Here is a 16,083-nt window from a genome sequence, read left to right as displayed (position 1 = left end):
GAATGCTCGAACCCCAGTTAAAGGACATCGACATGAAGCGCACGCAAGCCCAGATCATTCGCGAGTACGGCCCCTTTCCCGGCGTGCAGGCCGTGCATGGCGTTACCTATGATGGCCGCCAGGTATGGTTTGCCACCGGTGAGAAACTGGTCGCCATGGATCCCGACAGCGGCAGCACCCAGGCTTCCATCGACATGGTCGCCAATGCAGGCACGGCCTTTGACGGCAAGCATCTCTACCAGATCTCCGACGGCAGCATCGTGAAGCTCGAACCGCAAAGCGGCCGGGTGCTGGCCCGCATTCCGGCGCCGGGCGGCGGCGGCGCTTCGGGCATGGCCTGGGCCGAGGGCAGCCTTTGGGTCGCCGAGTACCGCCAGCGCAAGATCTACCAGGTGGATCCGGAATCCGGCCGGGTGCTGCGCACCATTGAATCCAACCGCTACGTCACGGGGGTGACCTGGGTGGACGGACAGCTCTGGCACGGCACCTGGGAGGATGGCGCCAGCGATCTCCGGCAGGTGGATGCGCGCACCGGCGAAGTGCTGCAAAGCGTTGAAATGCCGGCGGGTACCGGCGTATCCGGATTGGAGTCGGATGGCGCCGGTTGCTTTTTCTGCGGCGGCGGCGAAAGCGGCAAACTGAGGGCGGTGCGCCGTCCGTCAGCCCAGTCCGACGATACGGTGGTCACCAGCGGATGATGTAGGGCCTGTCTCCCAGCTCCCACACGCCGCTCTTGCGTTCCAGCATGATGTGCTCCGTCTGCCATTCGTCCGGCTGCTCCTGCGAGGCGAAGCCGGATATGTGCGGACGGAAGGCGGGATCCACCGCCCAAGCCGCGGCGGCGCGGTCCAATCGCCATTCGAACTTCACTGCCGAGACCAGGTTGGGATTGTCGTCGAACGGATTCTTGAGCGGCTTGGTATAGGTGAGAATCTTGCCGATCTGCAGGCCGGGGGCGCAGAACTTCGCGGTGTAGACCAGCTTGGAACTGATGCGGGCCTCGCCGTCCGTGTAGTACGGGCGGCCCTTGTCGGTCAGCTCCACGCGGCTGGTCGCGTCCTCGGGATCCTCGTCCGCTTGGGGCGGCCCGCCGTCGCCGCTGGCGCTGACGCGCTTGACCGTGATCAGCTCGTGCTTGATCAGTCCCTGCACGATCCTGTCCTGGCTTTCCAGGATCGAGGTGTAGGCATTGGTGGGCAAGGGCCGCACGCCCACGACGCTGACGCAGGCGCCGACCGGCGCGTACGCCGGCTGCGCCGTCGCCTCGAGCAGGATCTTGCGTATCTTGCCTTCGTTCAGGCCCGGGCCCAGCGGCGATTCCCACCATGCATAAAAACCCGCGGCGCCAGCGATGATCAGGCCCAAGGCCCAGGCCTTGCGTGGAATCCGGCGGCGTTCGGTCGTGCGCTGCTTCTGGTTCATTCCCTTCCTTGCGGCTTGTGGTCCCGCGATAGTAACGCGGGCCGGCCCAGGGCCCGGCACGCCTCGTCGGCGGTCCCGCGGCGCAAGGCGGGTAAGCAAAGACCATACAGGACGGCGCCCGCGATCCACGGCCATCCGTTCCAACCAGGTGGTGACGCATAGAGCGCGGTGATGGCCACGGGCCCGACTATTGAACTCAGGTTCGACAGCCCGGCCAGCGCGCCTTGCAGCCGACCCTGGCGCTGCAGGTCCACTTGCGCCGACAGCATGGCTTGCAGCGCGGGCATGCCTACGCCGCCCGAGGCCAGCAGGATCATGATAGGAAAGGCCATCCATCCACGCGTTGCGAATGCCAGCAAGACATAGCCCAGGGCATCCGCCGCCATGCCCAGCAACAGCGTCCGCGCTTCGCCCAGCCGCGCTGTGAGGGCGCCTGTGGCCAGCGCCTGCACCAGCGCGTGCAGCGCGCCGAACGCGGCCAGCGAAATGCCGACGGTGGCGGCATCCCAGCGGAAACGGTCTTCGCCGAAGATGACCCACAGCGTGCCGGGCACTTGCCCCGCGAACTGCATGACGAAAAAAACGGACATCAATGCGATGACCACCGGTTTGCCGCGCGCCCACAGGAAGGAAGACGCGGGCATGAGAGCCTTCAACGACAGCGGGCGCCGCTCGCCGCTACGTGATTCCGGCAGCAGGAAACAAGCCATCAGGAAATTCAGCCCATTCAAGAATGCGGCGCCCAGGAAGGGCATGCGCGGCGAGATACCGCCCATCAGTCCGCCGATGACGGGACCGGCAATCATGCCGAGTCCGAAGCAGGCGCTCATCAGCCCGAAATAGCGGGCTCGTTCGCGGCCGTCGGCGAGGTCGGCGATGCAGGCGCCCGCCACGGCGCCCGTCGCGCCGGTGATACCCGCGACGAGCCGTCCCAGATACAGGACGAGCAGGGTCGGGGCCGTTGCCATGACCAGATAGTCAATGGCGGCCCCTGCGAGCGAGAGCAGCAGAATGGGCCGCCGCCCGTAGCGATCGGAAAGCGCGCCCAGCGCCGGGGCGCAGAGGAACTGCATCAGCGCATAGGCCGCGAGCAAGGCGCCATAGTGGCCGGCGATGTCCTCCGACCGGACCAGGTCGCGCAATAAACCGGGCAGGACCGGCATGACCAGGCCGACGCCTACCGCGTCCAATGCAACGGTGCTCAGGATGACGAGGACGTTGCCGGCCTTCATGGTCGGTTTCCGGGGAGTTTTACGGCATGCATGGATGTGAATTATTTATCGTTGATAAATTGTTCAGCACAGTAATTTATCATTGATAAATTTTCAAGCCGTTCGAGGAAGAAACATGACGAAATTGCAGCGGGATACCGTGATCCGCGCGGGGCTGGACCTGCTTGACGAGGTCGGGGTGGACGGTTTGACGACACGCAAGCTGGCCGAGCGCCTGGGCGTCCAGCAGCCCGCGCTTTACTGGCATTTCAAGAACAAGCGCGCATTGCTGGATAGCCTGGCCGAAGCGATGCTGTCGGAGCGCCACACGTACGCCATGCCCAGGCCCGGCGACAGCTGGCGGACGTTTCTGAAGGGCAACGCGCGCAGCTTCCGGCGGGCGCTGCTGGCCTATCGCGACGGCGCCCGCATACACGCCGGCACCCGACCGAGCGAACCGCAGTTCGATGCGGTGCAAGCACAACTGGGCTTTCTGTGCGGCGAGGGGTTCGCGCCGGCTGACGCAGCTTATGCCTTGGTGGCGATCAGCTGCTTCACGGTCGGAGCGGTTCTTGAGCAGCAGGCCGCGGAGAACGATGGCCAGGACCGCCGAACCGGCCAACGGGAAAGCCTGGCGCCCAAGGCGCCTTTACTCGCCGCAGCCTTGCGGACTTTGGACGACGGCGGGCCCGATGCCATGTTCGAGTATGGGCTTGCGATGTTGCTCGATGGTCTGAAGCAGAAGCGCAGCCCGTCGCTCAAGCCCGATTGACTCATCCAAAAGTCGTAGTCATCCCGTCTAGGGTAATTCCTGACGAGAAGCTGATTGTCAGCGATTAGTCAGAAAGGTTTAATCAGCACACGGTTGCGCCTTGTCCGCAATCGCCTCGGCGGGATACCGCAGCAGGCGTCGCCATCCCGCGTCCACGCAGGAGAAGTAACTACAAGCTGGTCCATGTAGTCCTTTCAGGAGACAACAAGCCATGCAACACGTTACAAAGCCCCGCCGCAAGTTCATCTCGGGCGCTGCCGCCGCCGGCGCCGCGGCCCTCGGATTTCCGGCTGTCACCCGGGCGCAGAATGCCCCGATTTCCCTGCGTTTCCAGAGTACCTGGCCCGCCAACGACATCTTCCACGAGTTCGCCCGCGACTACGCGCAGAAGGTCAATGACATGGCCGGAGGCCAGTTGAAGATCGAGGTGTTGCCGGCTGGCGCCGTGGTCAAGGCATTTGATCTGCTGGACGCGGTGTCAGCGGGCACGCTGGACGGCGGACATGGCGTGGTCGCCTACTGGTACGGCAAGAATACGGCGGTGGCGCTGTGGGGGTCCGGCCCGTCTTTCGGCATGGACGCCAACATGCTGCTCGCCTGGCACGAATATGGCGGCGGCAAGGAGTTGCTGGTCGAAATCCAGAAGGCCATGGGCGTAAACGTGGTGTCGCTGATGTACGGGCCGATGCCGACTCAACCTTTTGGATGGTTCAAACGGCCGATCACGAAGATGGAAGAGGTCAAGGGCCTGAAGTTCCGCACCGTGGGCCTGGCCATCGATATGTACACCGCCATGGGCGCGGCCGTGAACGCGTTGCCCGGCGGGGAAATCGTGCCGGCGCTGGACCGTGGGCTGCTGGACGGGGCGGAATTCAACAATGCCTCGTCGGACCTGGCCCTGGGCTTCCAGGATGTGTCCAAGATCTGCATGCTGCAGAGCTTCCACCAGAGCGCCGAACAGTTCGAGGTGCTGTTCAATAAGGCCAAGTACGACGCGCTGCCCGAACACCTGAAGCACATCCTCAGCTACGCCGCGCAGGCTTCCAGCGCGGACATGTCCTGGAAGGCGTCCAACCGCTATTCACAGGACTACATCAAGCTGCAGAAGGATCACAACGTCAAGTTCTACAAGACGCCTGACGCCATCCTGCAGCAGCAGTTGAAGATCTGGGACGAAATGATCGCCAAGCGCTCGGCTGAAAACCCGCTGTTCAAGAAGGTGCTGGATTCCCAGCGCGCCTTCGCCGAGCGGGTGGGGCGCTGGCACGGGGATACCTCGGTCAACTTCCGCATGGCCTACAACCACTACTTCTCGCGCAGTACCAAGACCGCCTGAGACCCAGCCCGTACCCGCTGACGCGGCCCCCCTCCAGGGGGGCGCCTACGGACCGGCCAAGCCGGATCCGTGGCGCCCTGGATTGGGTAGAGCATCTTGATTGTGCAGTGCATATCTGCCGCATGCCGCGCGCCTTTCCCGGAGTGCGGCGGGACGCCACGCGTCTTGACCTGGAAGTGAGATGATCCGAATCATACGTTTCATAGACCGTATCTCCACTTTTGTCGGGCAGGCCTTTGCCTGGTTGATCGTAGTCCTGACATTGCATGTCTGTTGGGAGGTGGCCGCGCGCTACCTGTTGAACCAGCCCAGCGCCTGGGCGTTCGATCTGCAGATGATGTATTACGGCATCCTTTTCATGATGGCCGGCGCGTATACCCTGGCCAAGAATGGCCATGTGCGCGGCGACATCCTGTATGGCTTCCTGCCACCTCGCGTGCAGGCGGGGCTGGACCTGATCTTGTACATCGTGTTTTTCTTTCCGGGCGTGATCGCGCTGGTGTGGGCAGGCTGGTATTACGCCGGCTATTCGATCGCCATCCGCGAACACTCATCGTTAATGGCCAACGGGCCACCGATCTATCCCTTCAAGGCTTTTATCCCGATAGCGGGCGCGGTATTGCTGGTGCAAGGCGTGGCGGAGGTGCTGCGCTGCGTGCTGTGCCTGCGACGCGGCGCCTGGCCCTCGCGCGCCGAGGACGTCGAGGAAGTGGACGTCGACAAGCTCAAGCAGATGGTGCATGTGAAGGACGAAGACATCGCCAAGCTGGATCGCTACGTCACTTCCGGGGAGCCGCGCTCATGAAGATCCACAAGGCGCTGTGGTTCGGCCTGTCATGCATCGGGCTGGTGCTGCTGATGATCGCGTTCCTGACGCCCTGGGACCACCTCACTACGGGGCATATAGGCCTTTTGATGCTGGCGCTGATCGTGGTGGCGATCATGCTGGGCTTTCCGACCGCATTCACGCTGATGGGCATGGGGGTGCTGTTCACCTTCCTGGCCTACTACATGCAGAGTTCCGATGCAGGCCGTTCGGTCGGGCAGACACTGGACCTGATGGTGCAGCGCACGTACGCCACGATGACGAACGATTCGCTGATCTCGATTCCCTTGTTCGTATTCATGGGCTATCTGGTCGAGCGCGCCAACCTGATCGAAAAGCTGTTCCGTTCCATGCACCTGGCCCTGGCGCGTTTGCCGGGCGCGCTGGCGGTGGCCACGCTGGCGACCTGCGCGATCTTCGCGACCGCGACCGGCATAGTCGGAGCGGTGGTCACGCTGATGGGCCTCTTGGCCATGCCGGCCATGCTCAAGGCGGGCTACAGCGTCCGCCTGACCGCCGGCTCCATCACGGCGGGCGGCTGCCTGGGCATTCTGCTGCCTCCCTCCGTGATGCTGATCGTGTATGGCGCGACCACCGGCGTATCGGTCGTGCAGCTGTATGCGGGGGCGCTGTTCCCGGGCATCATGCTGGCGGTGCTGTACATGATCTACGTGATCATCGTCGCGAAGCTGCGTCCCGACATGGCGCCGCCCCTGCCCAAGGAAGAGCGCGGCGTGCCCTTGTCCCAGGAGTCCGCGGCGCTGGCGTCCGGCGGTTACACGCGCGCAGTCTCCGGCATGCTGGCGGCCTTGTTCAAGGGACGCCGCAACCAGAATGTGCCGCTCGGCTTCCTGATGCGCAACATGGCGCTGGCGCTGGCGCCGTTGGCGGTGACGGTGCTGCTGGTGGCGGTGGTCTACCAGGCGTCGACGCGCCCGGAAGTCGTTTACGAGATTCCAGCCGAACTGCAGCTCGGCTCGGGAGGCTTCGATTCAGGCTTGAGCGAACCGCCTGCCGACGGCTTGGCGGAACCGCCATCGAATGAACTGGCGGAACCTCCTTCCAATGAACCGGCCGCGCCGACCGGCCTGGCCGAGCCGCCGGGCGCGCAGGCCGCCCCGGCGCCCGCCGCCGGGCAGGCGCCGCCAGCCGCTGACGCCGGCATCGCCGCGCCGAAGGGGTTCTGGATCTTCGCGGGCATATGCGCGGCGATCCTGGTGGTGTTCTATGCGATGCTGACCTGGGCGCGTATGGAAATCTTCAAGATGCTGATGGCCTCGTTCTTTCCGCTGGCGGTGATGATCGCGGCGGTGCTCGGCTCCATTGCCTTCGGGCTCGCCACGCCCAGCGAGGCCGCCGCCATGGGCGCCATGGGCGGAGCGCTGCTGGCGCTCGCGTACCGGAGGCTGAACCTGCCGGTGCTGCGCGAATCGGTGTTCCTGACCGCCAAGACCAGCGCCATGGTGTGCTGGCTGTTTGTCGGTTCGTCGATCTTCTCTGCGGCGTTTGCCTTGCTGGGCGGGCAGCGCATCATCGAGGAATGGGTGCTGTCGCTAGGCCTGTCGCAACTGCAGTTCCTGCTGTTGGCGCAGGTCATCATCTTTCTGCTGGGTTGGCCCCTGGAGTGGACCGAGATCATCGTGATCTTCATGCCCATCTTCGTGCCGCTGCTCAATACGTTCGGCATTGACCCATTGTTCTTCGGCCTTCTGGTCGCGCTGAACCTGCAGACGGCGTTCCTGTCGCCGCCGGTCGCGATGTCGGCCTTCTATTTGAAGGGCGTTTCGCCGCCGCATGTGACCCTGAACCAGATCTTCCTGGGCATGATGCCTTTCATGGGCATCCAGGTGGTCGCGATTTTCCTGCTGTATGTCTTCCCCGGCATCGGCATGTGGTTGCCGACGGTGTTGTACCGGTAAAGGATTTCAGGGAGGCGGCCTGCGGCTTGCCTCCCGTCCTGCCGCGGCTCAAGCGGTGCCCGGTATGGCGCGGCGCCCCAGGCCGGCCGAGAACCGGATCAGATAGCCGTCCGGATCCTGTACCAGGAACTGATGCACGCCGACTTCGGTCGTCCCCGCGCGGTACCACTTTTCTTCAGCCTGCATATACAGCGGCCAGCCGGCGCCGCGCAGGGCGTCGACTATCGGCGTAATCGCGGGAACCTCGATCTGCAGATTGATCCCGCGCCCCAGCGGCGCTTCCAACGGGCCGGTAATCCAGTTCCTGCCATGACCGTATTCTTCCAGCATCACCTGCGAGCCGTCGTGGTCCAGGTAGGCAAAGCGATCCTCCGGACGGTCGTAGGCTATCGAGAACCCGCACAACCCGCACCAGAAGCGCAGGCTCTTGTCGATGTCCGAGACCAGCAGCTCGGGCACGACGCGGGCCGCGGAAAACTCGGAAGCGGGAAGCACGGGATAGGTCATGGCGGATATCGTCAGAGGGAAGCGCCAACTGGCGCGGATGAGATCCGGGATGATAGGCCGGAATCTGGGGCGAGGTGGTGCTGATGAGCCTTGCTTGTGCGCGCCCATGGGAATATAGTTAGGCGCCTTATTAATATTTGCGCTGACTCGCCCAAGACATCGACCATGCAAAACACACAACTCATGCTGGAACCCAAGCACCGGGCATTGCTCGACGTGGCGGCAAGGCGCGGCCTGCCATCGGCCGAGGGAATCGGCCTGTGTTTTCAGCTGCTGTCGCTGGCCAGCGCCATCGACCGCGACTGCGCTGCCCGGCTCGCGCCGCGCCAATTGTCGGAGGGAAAGTTCGTGCTGTTGTTCCTGCTGCACGAGCAGGCCGGCGGCATGTCGCCCCATGAATTGGCCGAGGGCGCCGGAGTCACGCGTGCCACGGTCACGGGCTTGTTGGACGGGCTGGAGCGCGACGGGTTTGTTTCGCGGCGCGCGGCCAAGGAAGACCGGCGCAAGATGCTCGTGAAGCTGAGCGCCAAGGGTCGGGCCGAAGCGGACCAGCTCTTCAAGACGCACACGGACTGGATAGGCGCTTTGTTCACGGGCCTGAGCCTCACGGAGCGCGCAAGCCTGCGCGACCTGCTGGGCAAGATTTGGCAGGCAACGGACGCGGGCCGGGCCGCGAGCCAGGAGGATCTGCAATGAGCAGGAAAGTCCCCATTGCCGCCGCGCCGTCGGGCCGGGGCGTGAAGGACATCAGCGCCGAACGCCTGGCGCAGCTGAACGCGGGTGAACCCGCCCGCAACCTGACCGAATGCCTCGCGGTGGACTTCGCCGAACTGCTGCGGGCTGCCGCGCCTGGGTTGGGCCCCCGATCCATCGCGGCCCTGCGCGCCCAGGCGGGAGCGGGCATTTCCAAACGCATGGTCTTGGCGGCGCAGATCCTGCTGGAAGGACTGGGCCCGGATGCTTTCAGACAACTGCGCGATCATCGTTCCGACACCGTGCGGGGCTGGGCTTGCTTCATGGTTGGCGCGATGCCGGACTTGACGCTGAAGCAGCGCCTGGGGTTGATCCGACCCCTGGCCGATGACGCACATTTCGGTGTGAGGGAATGGGCCTGGTTGGCGGTGCGCCCGCAATTGGCGGCTGATCTGGACACGGCCGTGGAACTGCTGCAGCCCTGGACCGCGGAAGCTTCCGAGCGTCTGCGGCGCTACGCCAGCGAGTCCTTGCGGCCGCGCGGGGTCTGGTGCGCGCACATAGCCGTGTTGAAGGCAGACCCCGGCCGGGCGCTGCCTTTGCTGGAGCCGCTGCGGGCCGATCCGTCTGCCTACGTACAGGACTCGGTGGCGAACTGGCTGAACGACGCAAGCAAGGACCAGCCCGTCTGGGTGCGGGAGGTCTGCGCGCGCTGGTCGGCGGGCAAGCCGGCCGAGGCGACGGCACGCATCTGCAAGCGCGCGCTGCGTTCCATCGGCGCCTAGCCTACAACTGGCTCATGCCGCCGTCGGCGATGATTTCCGTGCCCACGATGAAGGCGGATTCTGGCGAGGCCAGGTGCAATACGGTGGAAGCGATTTCCTGCGGGGTGCCGAAGCGGCCCAGCGGAACCTGGGCGCGGATGCTGGCAGCGGTCTTCTCCAACGTGGCGGCGTCCAGCCCCAGCTTGTCATAGATCGGCGTGGCCACGGGTCCGGGGCTGATGACATTGACGCGGATGCCTCGCGGCAGCAATTCCGCCGACAAGGTCTTGGCCAGCGAGATCAGCGCGGCCTTGCTGGCGGCGTAGATGGATGAGGCCGGCATGCCGATGCGGGCATTGATCGACCCGTTGAGCACGATGGATGCCCCCGGATTGAGCAGCGGATCCAGCGCCTGCAACTGGAAGAAGGCACCCTTGACGTTGGTGGAAAACGTCTGGTCCCAGAGCGCTTCCGTGGCTTCGGCCAGGGGAGCGAAGCGCGCCACGCCCGCGTTGATGAATACGGCGTCCAGGCGGATACCGGCCTGGCGCAGTTCGGCGGCCAGCGCCGTGGCGGCGCCGGGAGCGCCGGCATCGTTGCGCAGGGCCAGGGCATGGGAGCCCAGGCTGGCGCGGACCTGCTTCAGCACTGCGGCGTCGCGGCCGGTGACGACCACGCGGGCGCCTTCGGCGGCGAAGGCCTGGGCGGCGGCGAGTCCGATGCCGCTCGTGCCTCCGGTGACCAGGACGGTCTTCTGTTCAAAACGGTTCATGGTGGGCTCCTTGGAAGCCGGGAAGTGTCCTGCGCGCTTGCGGCGGGCGGGATCGCCGCATTCCACGATAGATCAATCGGAAGCCTTGCGGGCGATTCGTTATAGTCATTGCGGACCGCAATCCGAATCTGCGGCAATGCGGCAAAGTCCGCGCACAACAGTCCAAGGGACGGGCATGGAAGAGACGACACCGAATTGGGCATCGCTGGTCGATGACTTGAACAAACTGCTGCGCCTGAAGACGACGGTCATCGGCATGAAGCTCTACGAGCGCGAAGCGGACATGGCGGCCGTAAAGGGTTTGCGCCGTCCGCAGGCCACGCACACCACCGATCAGATCGTCGGCATGGCCGCACGCCTGGGATGGACGGTGGGCATTACGGGCGACGATCTGGTTGGCGCGCAATGCCGCGCCGTGATCGGCCTGGGGCCGCAGGACGACGCCTGGAAAAGCGGCAAGGATTATGTGGGCGTCTGGCACGCCACCCAGGAAGATGCGCAGGCGCGCCAGGAGGCGCTGTCCTGTGTGCCGGCGGGCAAGTACCGCGGGTTGGTGGTGTCGCCGCTGGCGTCCGGCCGGCTGGATCCGCCGGACATCTGCCTCATCTACGCTACGCCGGGCCAGATGATCATTCTTATCAATGGCCTGCAATGGAAGAACTATCGGCGCTTCGACTGGAGCGTGGTGGGCGAGACGGCCTGTGCGGACTCCTGGGGCCGCGCGCTGGCCACGGGGGAACCCAGCCTGTCCTTGCCCTGTTACGCCGAGCGCCGTTACGGCGGCGTGCCTGATGAGGAAATGCTGATGGCTTTGCCGCCGCATTACCTGCCCATTGCCATCGCGGGCATGAAGGCCTTGTCCGCCAACGGCCTGCGCTATCCGATTCCGCCCTACGGCATCCAGAACGACGTGCGGGCAGGCATGGGCGTCAGTTACGCCCGCCCGCCGGCGGCATCCGCGCCGCAATCCTGATGGGCGGCTGCGCGCAGGGCGGCCGCCAGGACGCGGGCGGCGGGTCCCAGGGGCTGGTCGATGCGATGCGCCAGGTAGGTTTCGCTGGCCACCTGGCTGCCGCGCCCCAGGCTGTCCGTCGGCAGGCGCAGCAGCCGGCCCTCGGCCAGATCGCGCGCCACCTGCCAGTAGGGCAGCCGACCCCAGCCCACGCCCGCCAGGATCAGCGCGTGTTTGGTGTCCTGGCCGCTGACGCGGCAGGTTTGCGGCGACAGCACCGCGAAATCGCGTCCCGGAGTCAACGAAGACGGGTCCATTTGCACGATCTGCACGTGGTCGGCAAGCTCGGGCGGGCCCAGTGGCGCATCGGCGGCCACGCGCCGCGCCAAGGCATGTCCTGCGCCAACCACCGCCACCATCTGCACGGACGACAGTGCCTGCATGACGATGCGCGGATGACGGAAATGGTCGCCAGCGGTGATGGCCAGCGTGTGGCTGCGCGTCAGCAGGGCTTCGACCGGGCCGCCCAAAGGCAGCACGGACACCCGGACGGCGACCGAGGGATAGGCCGCGCGCAGCGCGTTCAGCGCGGCGCCCACTTCGGCGATGGGATACAGCGTGTCCACGGCCAGCGACAGTTCCAGTTCAACGCCTTCACCCAGGCCCTGGGCGCGGGCTCGCATGGCGTCCACGCGAAGCAGGATGTCCCGGGCGTTGGCCAGCAGGGCTTCACCCTGCGGCGTCATGACGGGCCGGTGTCCGCTGCGGTCGAACAGCGTCACGCCCAGTTCCGCTTCCATGTTGGCGATGGCGTGGCTGACAGCCGATTGCACGCGCGACAGGCGCCGCGCGGCCGCGCGGAAGCTGCCGGCATCGGCCACGGCGGCGAATACGCGCAACTGGTCCAGGGTCAGGGCGTCTATCATCCGGCAAGTTGATCTATTTAATCGATCGATTCCATCAAAAGATTATCACTTACCAGGATCGGCCGGCGCTGGCATCCTGCGTGGGTTGAAGCAAGGGGAGACAGGGATGGGCAAGGAAGGAACGCGTTGGTCGGCGGTGCTGGCCATCGTGGGGGCCGGCGTGGTGTCGGCGCTGCAAGTCGGCAAGGTCATCATCGCGGCGCCGCTGCTGCGCAAGGATATGGGCCTGGATCTGGCCTCCATCGGCGCGCTCGCCGCGGTGTTTTCGATCCTGGGCCTGGTCGGCGGAATTGCCGCCGGCGGTGTCATCAACCGCTATGGCGCCCGGCGGATGCTGCTGGCGGGGCTGGCCGCGACTGCCGTGGGCACGGTGACCGGGGCGATGGCGCCGGTCTACAGCGTGCTGCTGGCTTCGCGCATCGTGGAAGGACTGGGCTTCCTGATGATCACGGTGGCTGGGCCCGCGGCCTTGCAGCGCATGGTATCGGCGTCCACGCGCGACTTTGCGTTTGCGCTCTGGAGTTGCTACATGCCTGCCGGCATGGCCATCGCAATGCTGGCCTCGCAGGCTTTCAGCGGCTGGCAGGCTTATTGGTGGTGCGCGGGCGCGGCGGTGCTGGTGGCGCTGGCCTGCGTGGCCGCCTTGGCGCCGGCCACGCCGGGCGGCGCGAGGCTGTCATGGGGCGGCTTGCGGCAGGATACGGTGGACACAATGGGCGCGCCCGGCCCCCGATTGCTGGCGCTGTCGTTCACGCTCTACAGCCTCATGTTTTTCGCGTTGTTCACCTTCCTGCCGGTCTTGCTGACCGAACAACTGGGTTTGCCCCTGGCGACCGCCGGCCTGTACAGCGCCATCGCCAGCGCCGCCAACGTGGTTGGCAATCTGGGCGCGGGGGTGCTGCTGGCGCGCGGCTGGCGGCGTTCGACGCTGATCGCCTGCGCCAGCCTGATCATGGGCGCAGTGGCGCTCCTGATATTCCGCTCGGTGCTGCCGGCCATGCCCACCTTTCTGCTCTGCGTGCTGTTCTCCGCGGTCGGGGGCCTGATACCGGCCACGTTGCTGGGCACCGCGCCGCTGCTGGCTCCCAAGCCCGCGTTGACGCCGGCGTCGGTGGGGCTGGTGATGCAGGGCAGCGGCCTGGGCCAGGTGATAGGGCCGGTGGCGGTGGGCGGGGCGATCGACCATTACGGCTGGTCGGCGGCCTCGTTGATCGTGGCGGCGGCGGGGCTGGGAGGCGTATGGCTGGCATGGCGCCTGCGGCGCCTGAATGGTCCTGGCCTGTAAGCGGCGTGCAATGCGCGCGGTTGTCACGGGACCGGCATATCATGGCACTTCGTCCCTTATGGAGCCATCATGCCTACGCCTGCCCCCAGCCTGGTCATCTTCGACTGCGACGGCGTTTTGATCGATAGCGAGATCATCGCGGCGCGCGCCCAATCCCGGGCGCTGGCCGCGCATGGCATCGCCATCACGCCCGAGGAAGCTGCGCGCCGCTTCGCAGGCATACCCGACGCGGATATGTGGCAGACCTTGCAGCAGGAAAGCGCTTGCAGCCTGCCGGAAGGATTCGCGCGCGAATACGCGGATGGATTGGCTGCCACCTTCCGCCAGGAACTGCGCGCGCTGCCGGGCGCGCTCGAGACAGTCCGGGCGCTGCGCGAGCGCGGGCTGCAGGTCTGCGTGGCATCGAGCAGCACGCCGCCCAAGCTGGAGGCGGCCCTGAAGCTGGTCGGCCTATGGGACGAGTTCGCGCCGCACGTGTTCAGCACGGCGCAGGTGGCGCACGGCAAACCAGCGCCGGACGTGTTCCTGTTCGCGGCCCGGCAGATGCGCGTCGCAATCCTCGATTGCGTGGTGGTGGAAGACAGCGTGCCCGGCGTGCGGGCCGCCCGCGCCGCGCGCATGCGCGCGGTGGGCTATGTGGGCGCCTCGCACAACGGACCGGACCAGCGCCAGCGGCTGCTCGACGAGGGCGCTTCGGACGTCATCGACGATCTGCGCCGCTTGCCCGAATTGCTGCTGGCCTAGCGCGCGGCGAAACGCGCGCGTCTTCAGGCGGGGGCCGGCACGGCTTCGGGCTTGACCCGGACCGCGCGCAGCACGCCCACGATCAGGCAGGCGATGCCGATCAGGGTCAGCGGTTGGGGCATCTGCCCGCGCAGGATGTAGGCATAGGCCAGCGCCGCCAGCGTTTCGAACACGATCAACTGTCCGGCCAGCGCGGTGGGCAGGCGCTGGCTGGCTTCGTTCCAGCACAGGGTGCCCAACCAGGACGCGAACAGGCCGATGATGGCCATCAAGGCCAGGAAGACCTCGGGCCGGGGACCGGCGGGCATGGGAAAGCTGCTGCCGGCGGCTGCCATGCCCGCCCACAACGCCGCGTAACCCGCCAGTGCCAATGGCAGGGTCGCCACACCCTGGGCCGTGGCCCAGGTGCGCGGGCTGCGGTCCGGATGCGCGCGCAGCCAATCCGCATTGCGCAGCGGATACCAGGTCCAGCACGCCACCGCGCCCAGCGCCAGCAACGCGCCCACGGTATAGCGCGACATGTCGGCGTCCGCCTCCTGGCGCAGTGCCTGCAACTCCACCTGATTGACGCAGGCGATGCCCAGGGCGATCAAGGCCAGGGCAGGGGCCAGGCGTTTCCAGGGCAGCCTGCCGTCGCGCCTGGCGTTACGCAGGTTGGCGCTGATGGCGATGACGACGGGCAGCGTGCCGATGATCATGGTGGGCAGGGGACCGCCGGCGCGCTGGATGGCGCTGGCCAGGCACAGGTAGTAAAGCAGGTTGCCGATGGCGGCCAGCTTCAGCGCCTCGACCCAGTCGGCGCGGCCCAGCCGGCGCAGCGCGCGGCGATCCATCCAGGCCAGCGGCAGCGCGATCAGCCCGAACGCCAGGTAGCGCGCCACGGATTGCAGCGCCGCCGGGTATTCCGGCAGCAACAGGGGGCCCACGAACACCAGCCCCCACATCAGGCCGGCGGCCAGGGCGTAAAGGGTTCCAGCCCACATAGCAAGTCGCTCCAGATCAAGAATGCGGGCAGTCTAGCCAGGCCGTTGCTGGCGCGTCTTGTACCAGATTGCTGCGTGCGGCTCAGGCGCGGACTTGCTTCTGATAGCGGGCGGGCGTGACCCCGTAGCGGCGGGAGAAGGCGCGGGTCAGATGGGCCTGGTCGGTCAGGCCGGCAGCCAGCGCCACCTGTGCGGGCGATTCGCCCGCGGCCAGGCGGCGTTTGGCTTCGAACAGGCGCAAAGCCATCAGCATCTGCTGTGGCGTGGCATGGTATCGGGCCTGGAAGCTGCGCAGGAAATGAAAGGGGCTGAGGCCGGCAACGGCAGCGAGTTCGTCCAGTGTCAGGCGGCGCGACAGGTGGGCGCGCAGGTAGTCGATGACGGAAGCGAAGCGCGGCGCGCCTTCATTGGGCGCCGCCCGCGCCGTGCGCGCGTGGCGGCGGAACTCGCCCAGCAGCGCATACAGCGCGCTATCGAAAGCGAGCGGCTCGCGCGCCTGCCACAAGGTATCCAGCAGCGCGGTGACGCGCTGTGCGCCTGCGGCGTCATGGCCGACGGCCGTATCGAACCACCAGCCGGAGTCGCCCGTGACGCGGGCTACTACATCCGGATCCAGGTAGACCATGCGGTAGCGCCAGCCTCCCTCGGTTTCGGCGCGGCCCGTGTGCAATTCGTCCGGGTTCATCAGTACTACCGACCCCGAGGGCGCCAGATGGTCCGCGCCGCGGTAGCGGAAGCGTTCGACACCCGTTTCGATCGCGCCCAGGCCATAGGCTTCATGGGTATGGGGTTCGAAGGCATAGCGGATGATGTGCGCGCGGTACAGCTCCACGCCGGGCAGATGCGCTGCCTGGCGGAATTCGGCCCGATCGCCGGGATGCTCGAACGCCGCCGGCACGCCCGGCAAGGCGGGCGCGGCGAGGTCGGACGAGGCGGGGGCGATGGGGTGCATGCCTGGATTTAAGCATGCC

Annotated in this window: 17 protein-coding genes; 10 read left to right on the top strand and 7 right to left on the bottom strand. The window is 66.2% G+C overall.

Features of this window, described 5'->3' with window-relative positions:
• Window positions 1-32 precede the first annotated feature (32 nt).
• A complete protein-coding gene (locus CEY08_RS24555) occupies window positions 33-698 on the top strand; it encodes a DUF5074 domain-containing protein (protein ID WP_063639887.1) in 666 nt (221 codons plus the stop codon).
• Here CEY08_RS24555 and CEY08_RS24550 read toward each other — a convergent pair.
• Complete coding sequence (locus CEY08_RS24550; protein ID WP_076813897.1) at window positions 685-1,422, bottom strand: hypothetical protein; 738 nt, start codon at window positions 1,420-1,422, stop codon at window positions 685-687. The two genes, CEY08_RS24555 and CEY08_RS24550, sit on opposite strands and share 14 nt — an antisense overlap.
• The gene (gene tet / locus CEY08_RS24545) at window positions 1,419-2,654 is read right to left on the bottom strand and encodes a Tet(A)/Tet(B)/Tet(C) family tetracycline efflux MFS transporter (protein ID WP_084738556.1); all 1,236 of its coding nucleotides are present in this window, start codon (window positions 2,652-2,654) and stop codon (window positions 1,419-1,421) included. Before tet ends, CEY08_RS24550 begins: the two co-directional genes overlap by 4 nt.
• 115 nt (window positions 2,655-2,769) lie before the next feature.
• Between tet and tetR the strand changes: the two genes are divergently transcribed.
• The 4 genes from tetR to CEY08_RS24525 all read left to right on the top strand — a co-directional run bounded on the left by tetR (window position 2,770) and on the right by CEY08_RS24525 (window position 7,486).
• Window positions 2,770-3,405: a tetracycline resistance transcriptional repressor TetR gene (gene tetR / locus CEY08_RS24540; RefSeq protein ID WP_076813895.1), complete on the top strand. Its 636-nt coding sequence runs from the start codon at window positions 2,770-2,772 to the stop codon at window positions 3,403-3,405.
• Between the two features lie 211 nt (window positions 3,406-3,616).
• Complete coding sequence (locus tag CEY08_RS24535; RefSeq protein ID WP_042793857.1) at window positions 3,617-4,741, top strand: TRAP transporter substrate-binding protein; 1,125 nt, start codon at window positions 3,617-3,619, stop codon at window positions 4,739-4,741.
• Window positions 4,742-4,922: 181 nt separating this feature from the next.
• The gene (locus CEY08_RS24530) at window positions 4,923-5,546 is read left to right on the top strand and encodes a TRAP transporter small permease subunit (protein WP_042793856.1); all 624 of its coding nucleotides are present in this window, start codon (window positions 4,923-4,925) and stop codon (window positions 5,544-5,546) included.
• The gene (locus CEY08_RS24525) at window positions 5,543-7,486 is read left to right on the top strand and encodes a TRAP transporter large permease (RefSeq protein ID WP_076813893.1); all 1,944 of its coding nucleotides are present in this window, start codon (window positions 5,543-5,545) and stop codon (window positions 7,484-7,486) included. Before CEY08_RS24530 ends, CEY08_RS24525 begins: the two co-directional genes overlap by 4 nt.
• 48 nt (window positions 7,487-7,534) lie before the next feature.
• On the opposite strand, the gene CEY08_RS24520 is transcribed toward CEY08_RS24525, so the two are convergent.
• Window positions 7,535-7,993, bottom strand: coding sequence for a bleomycin resistance protein (locus CEY08_RS24520; RefSeq protein ID WP_076813891.1), 459 nt, complete (start codon window positions 7,991-7,993; stop codon window positions 7,535-7,537).
• A 165-nt stretch (window positions 7,994-8,158) separates the two neighbouring features.
• Between CEY08_RS24520 and CEY08_RS24515 the strand changes: the two genes are divergently transcribed.
• Together CEY08_RS24515 and CEY08_RS24510 are read left to right on the top strand one after the other, a co-directional pair.
• Window positions 8,159-8,689: a MarR family winged helix-turn-helix transcriptional regulator gene (locus tag CEY08_RS24515; protein ID WP_232033850.1), complete on the top strand. Its 531-nt coding sequence runs from the start codon at window positions 8,159-8,161 to the stop codon at window positions 8,687-8,689.
• On the top strand, window positions 8,686-9,471 hold the full coding sequence (locus CEY08_RS24510) for a DNA alkylation repair protein (protein WP_076813885.1): 786 nt from the start codon (window positions 8,686-8,688) through the stop codon (window positions 9,469-9,471). The genes CEY08_RS24515 and CEY08_RS24510 overlap by 4 nt, the downstream gene beginning before the upstream one ends.
• Window position 9,472: 1 nt before the next feature.
• On the opposite strand, the gene CEY08_RS24505 is transcribed toward CEY08_RS24510, so the two are convergent.
• A complete protein-coding gene (locus tag CEY08_RS24505; RefSeq protein ID WP_063962375.1) occupies window positions 9,473-10,222 on the bottom strand; it encodes an SDR family oxidoreductase in 750 nt (249 codons plus the stop codon).
• 175 nt (window positions 10,223-10,397) lie between these two features.
• On the opposite strand from CEY08_RS24505, the gene CEY08_RS24500 reads away from it, so the two are divergent.
• The gene (locus tag CEY08_RS24500) at window positions 10,398-11,195 is read left to right on the top strand and encodes a DUF169 domain-containing protein (RefSeq protein ID WP_042793853.1); all 798 of its coding nucleotides are present in this window, start codon (window positions 10,398-10,400) and stop codon (window positions 11,193-11,195) included.
• Here CEY08_RS24500 and CEY08_RS24495 read toward each other — a convergent pair.
• Window positions 11,156-12,100: a LysR family transcriptional regulator gene (locus CEY08_RS24495; RefSeq protein WP_042793852.1), complete on the bottom strand. Its 945-nt coding sequence runs from the start codon at window positions 12,098-12,100 to the stop codon at window positions 11,156-11,158. The genes CEY08_RS24500 and CEY08_RS24495 overlap by 40 nt on opposite strands.
• A 106-nt stretch (window positions 12,101-12,206) precedes the next feature.
• On the opposite strand from CEY08_RS24495, the gene CEY08_RS24490 reads away from it, so the two are divergent.
• Both CEY08_RS24490 and CEY08_RS24485 read left to right on the top strand, forming a co-directional pair.
• Entirely contained in the window at window positions 12,207-13,385 is a 1,179-nt protein-coding gene (locus CEY08_RS24490; protein WP_076813883.1) for an MFS transporter, read from the top strand.
• Between the two features lie 69 nt (window positions 13,386-13,454).
• Window positions 13,455-14,129, top strand: coding sequence for an HAD family hydrolase (locus CEY08_RS24485; RefSeq protein ID WP_063962377.1), 675 nt, complete (start codon window positions 13,455-13,457; stop codon window positions 14,127-14,129).
• Between the two features lie 23 nt (window positions 14,130-14,152).
• On the opposite strand, the gene CEY08_RS24480 is transcribed toward CEY08_RS24485, so the two are convergent.
• Both CEY08_RS24480 and CEY08_RS24475 read right to left on the bottom strand, forming a co-directional pair.
• Window positions 14,153-15,112: a DMT family transporter gene (locus tag CEY08_RS24480; RefSeq protein WP_076813881.1), complete on the bottom strand. Its 960-nt coding sequence runs from the start codon at window positions 15,110-15,112 to the stop codon at window positions 14,153-14,155.
• A gap of 82 nt (window positions 15,113-15,194) precedes the next feature.
• A complete protein-coding gene (locus CEY08_RS24475) occupies window positions 15,195-16,064 on the bottom strand; it encodes an AraC family transcriptional regulator (protein ID WP_076813879.1) in 870 nt (289 codons plus the stop codon).
• Window positions 16,065-16,083: the final 19 nt, after the last annotated feature.

It is taken from the genome of Achromobacter insolitus, from assembly GCF_002209555.1.
GTDB classification, from domain to species: Bacteria; Pseudomonadota; Gammaproteobacteria; order Burkholderiales; family Burkholderiaceae_B; genus Achromobacter; species Achromobacter insolitus.
Note: the sequence above shows the minus strand (reverse complement) of the source record. Positions and strands in the feature narration are given on the sequence as shown.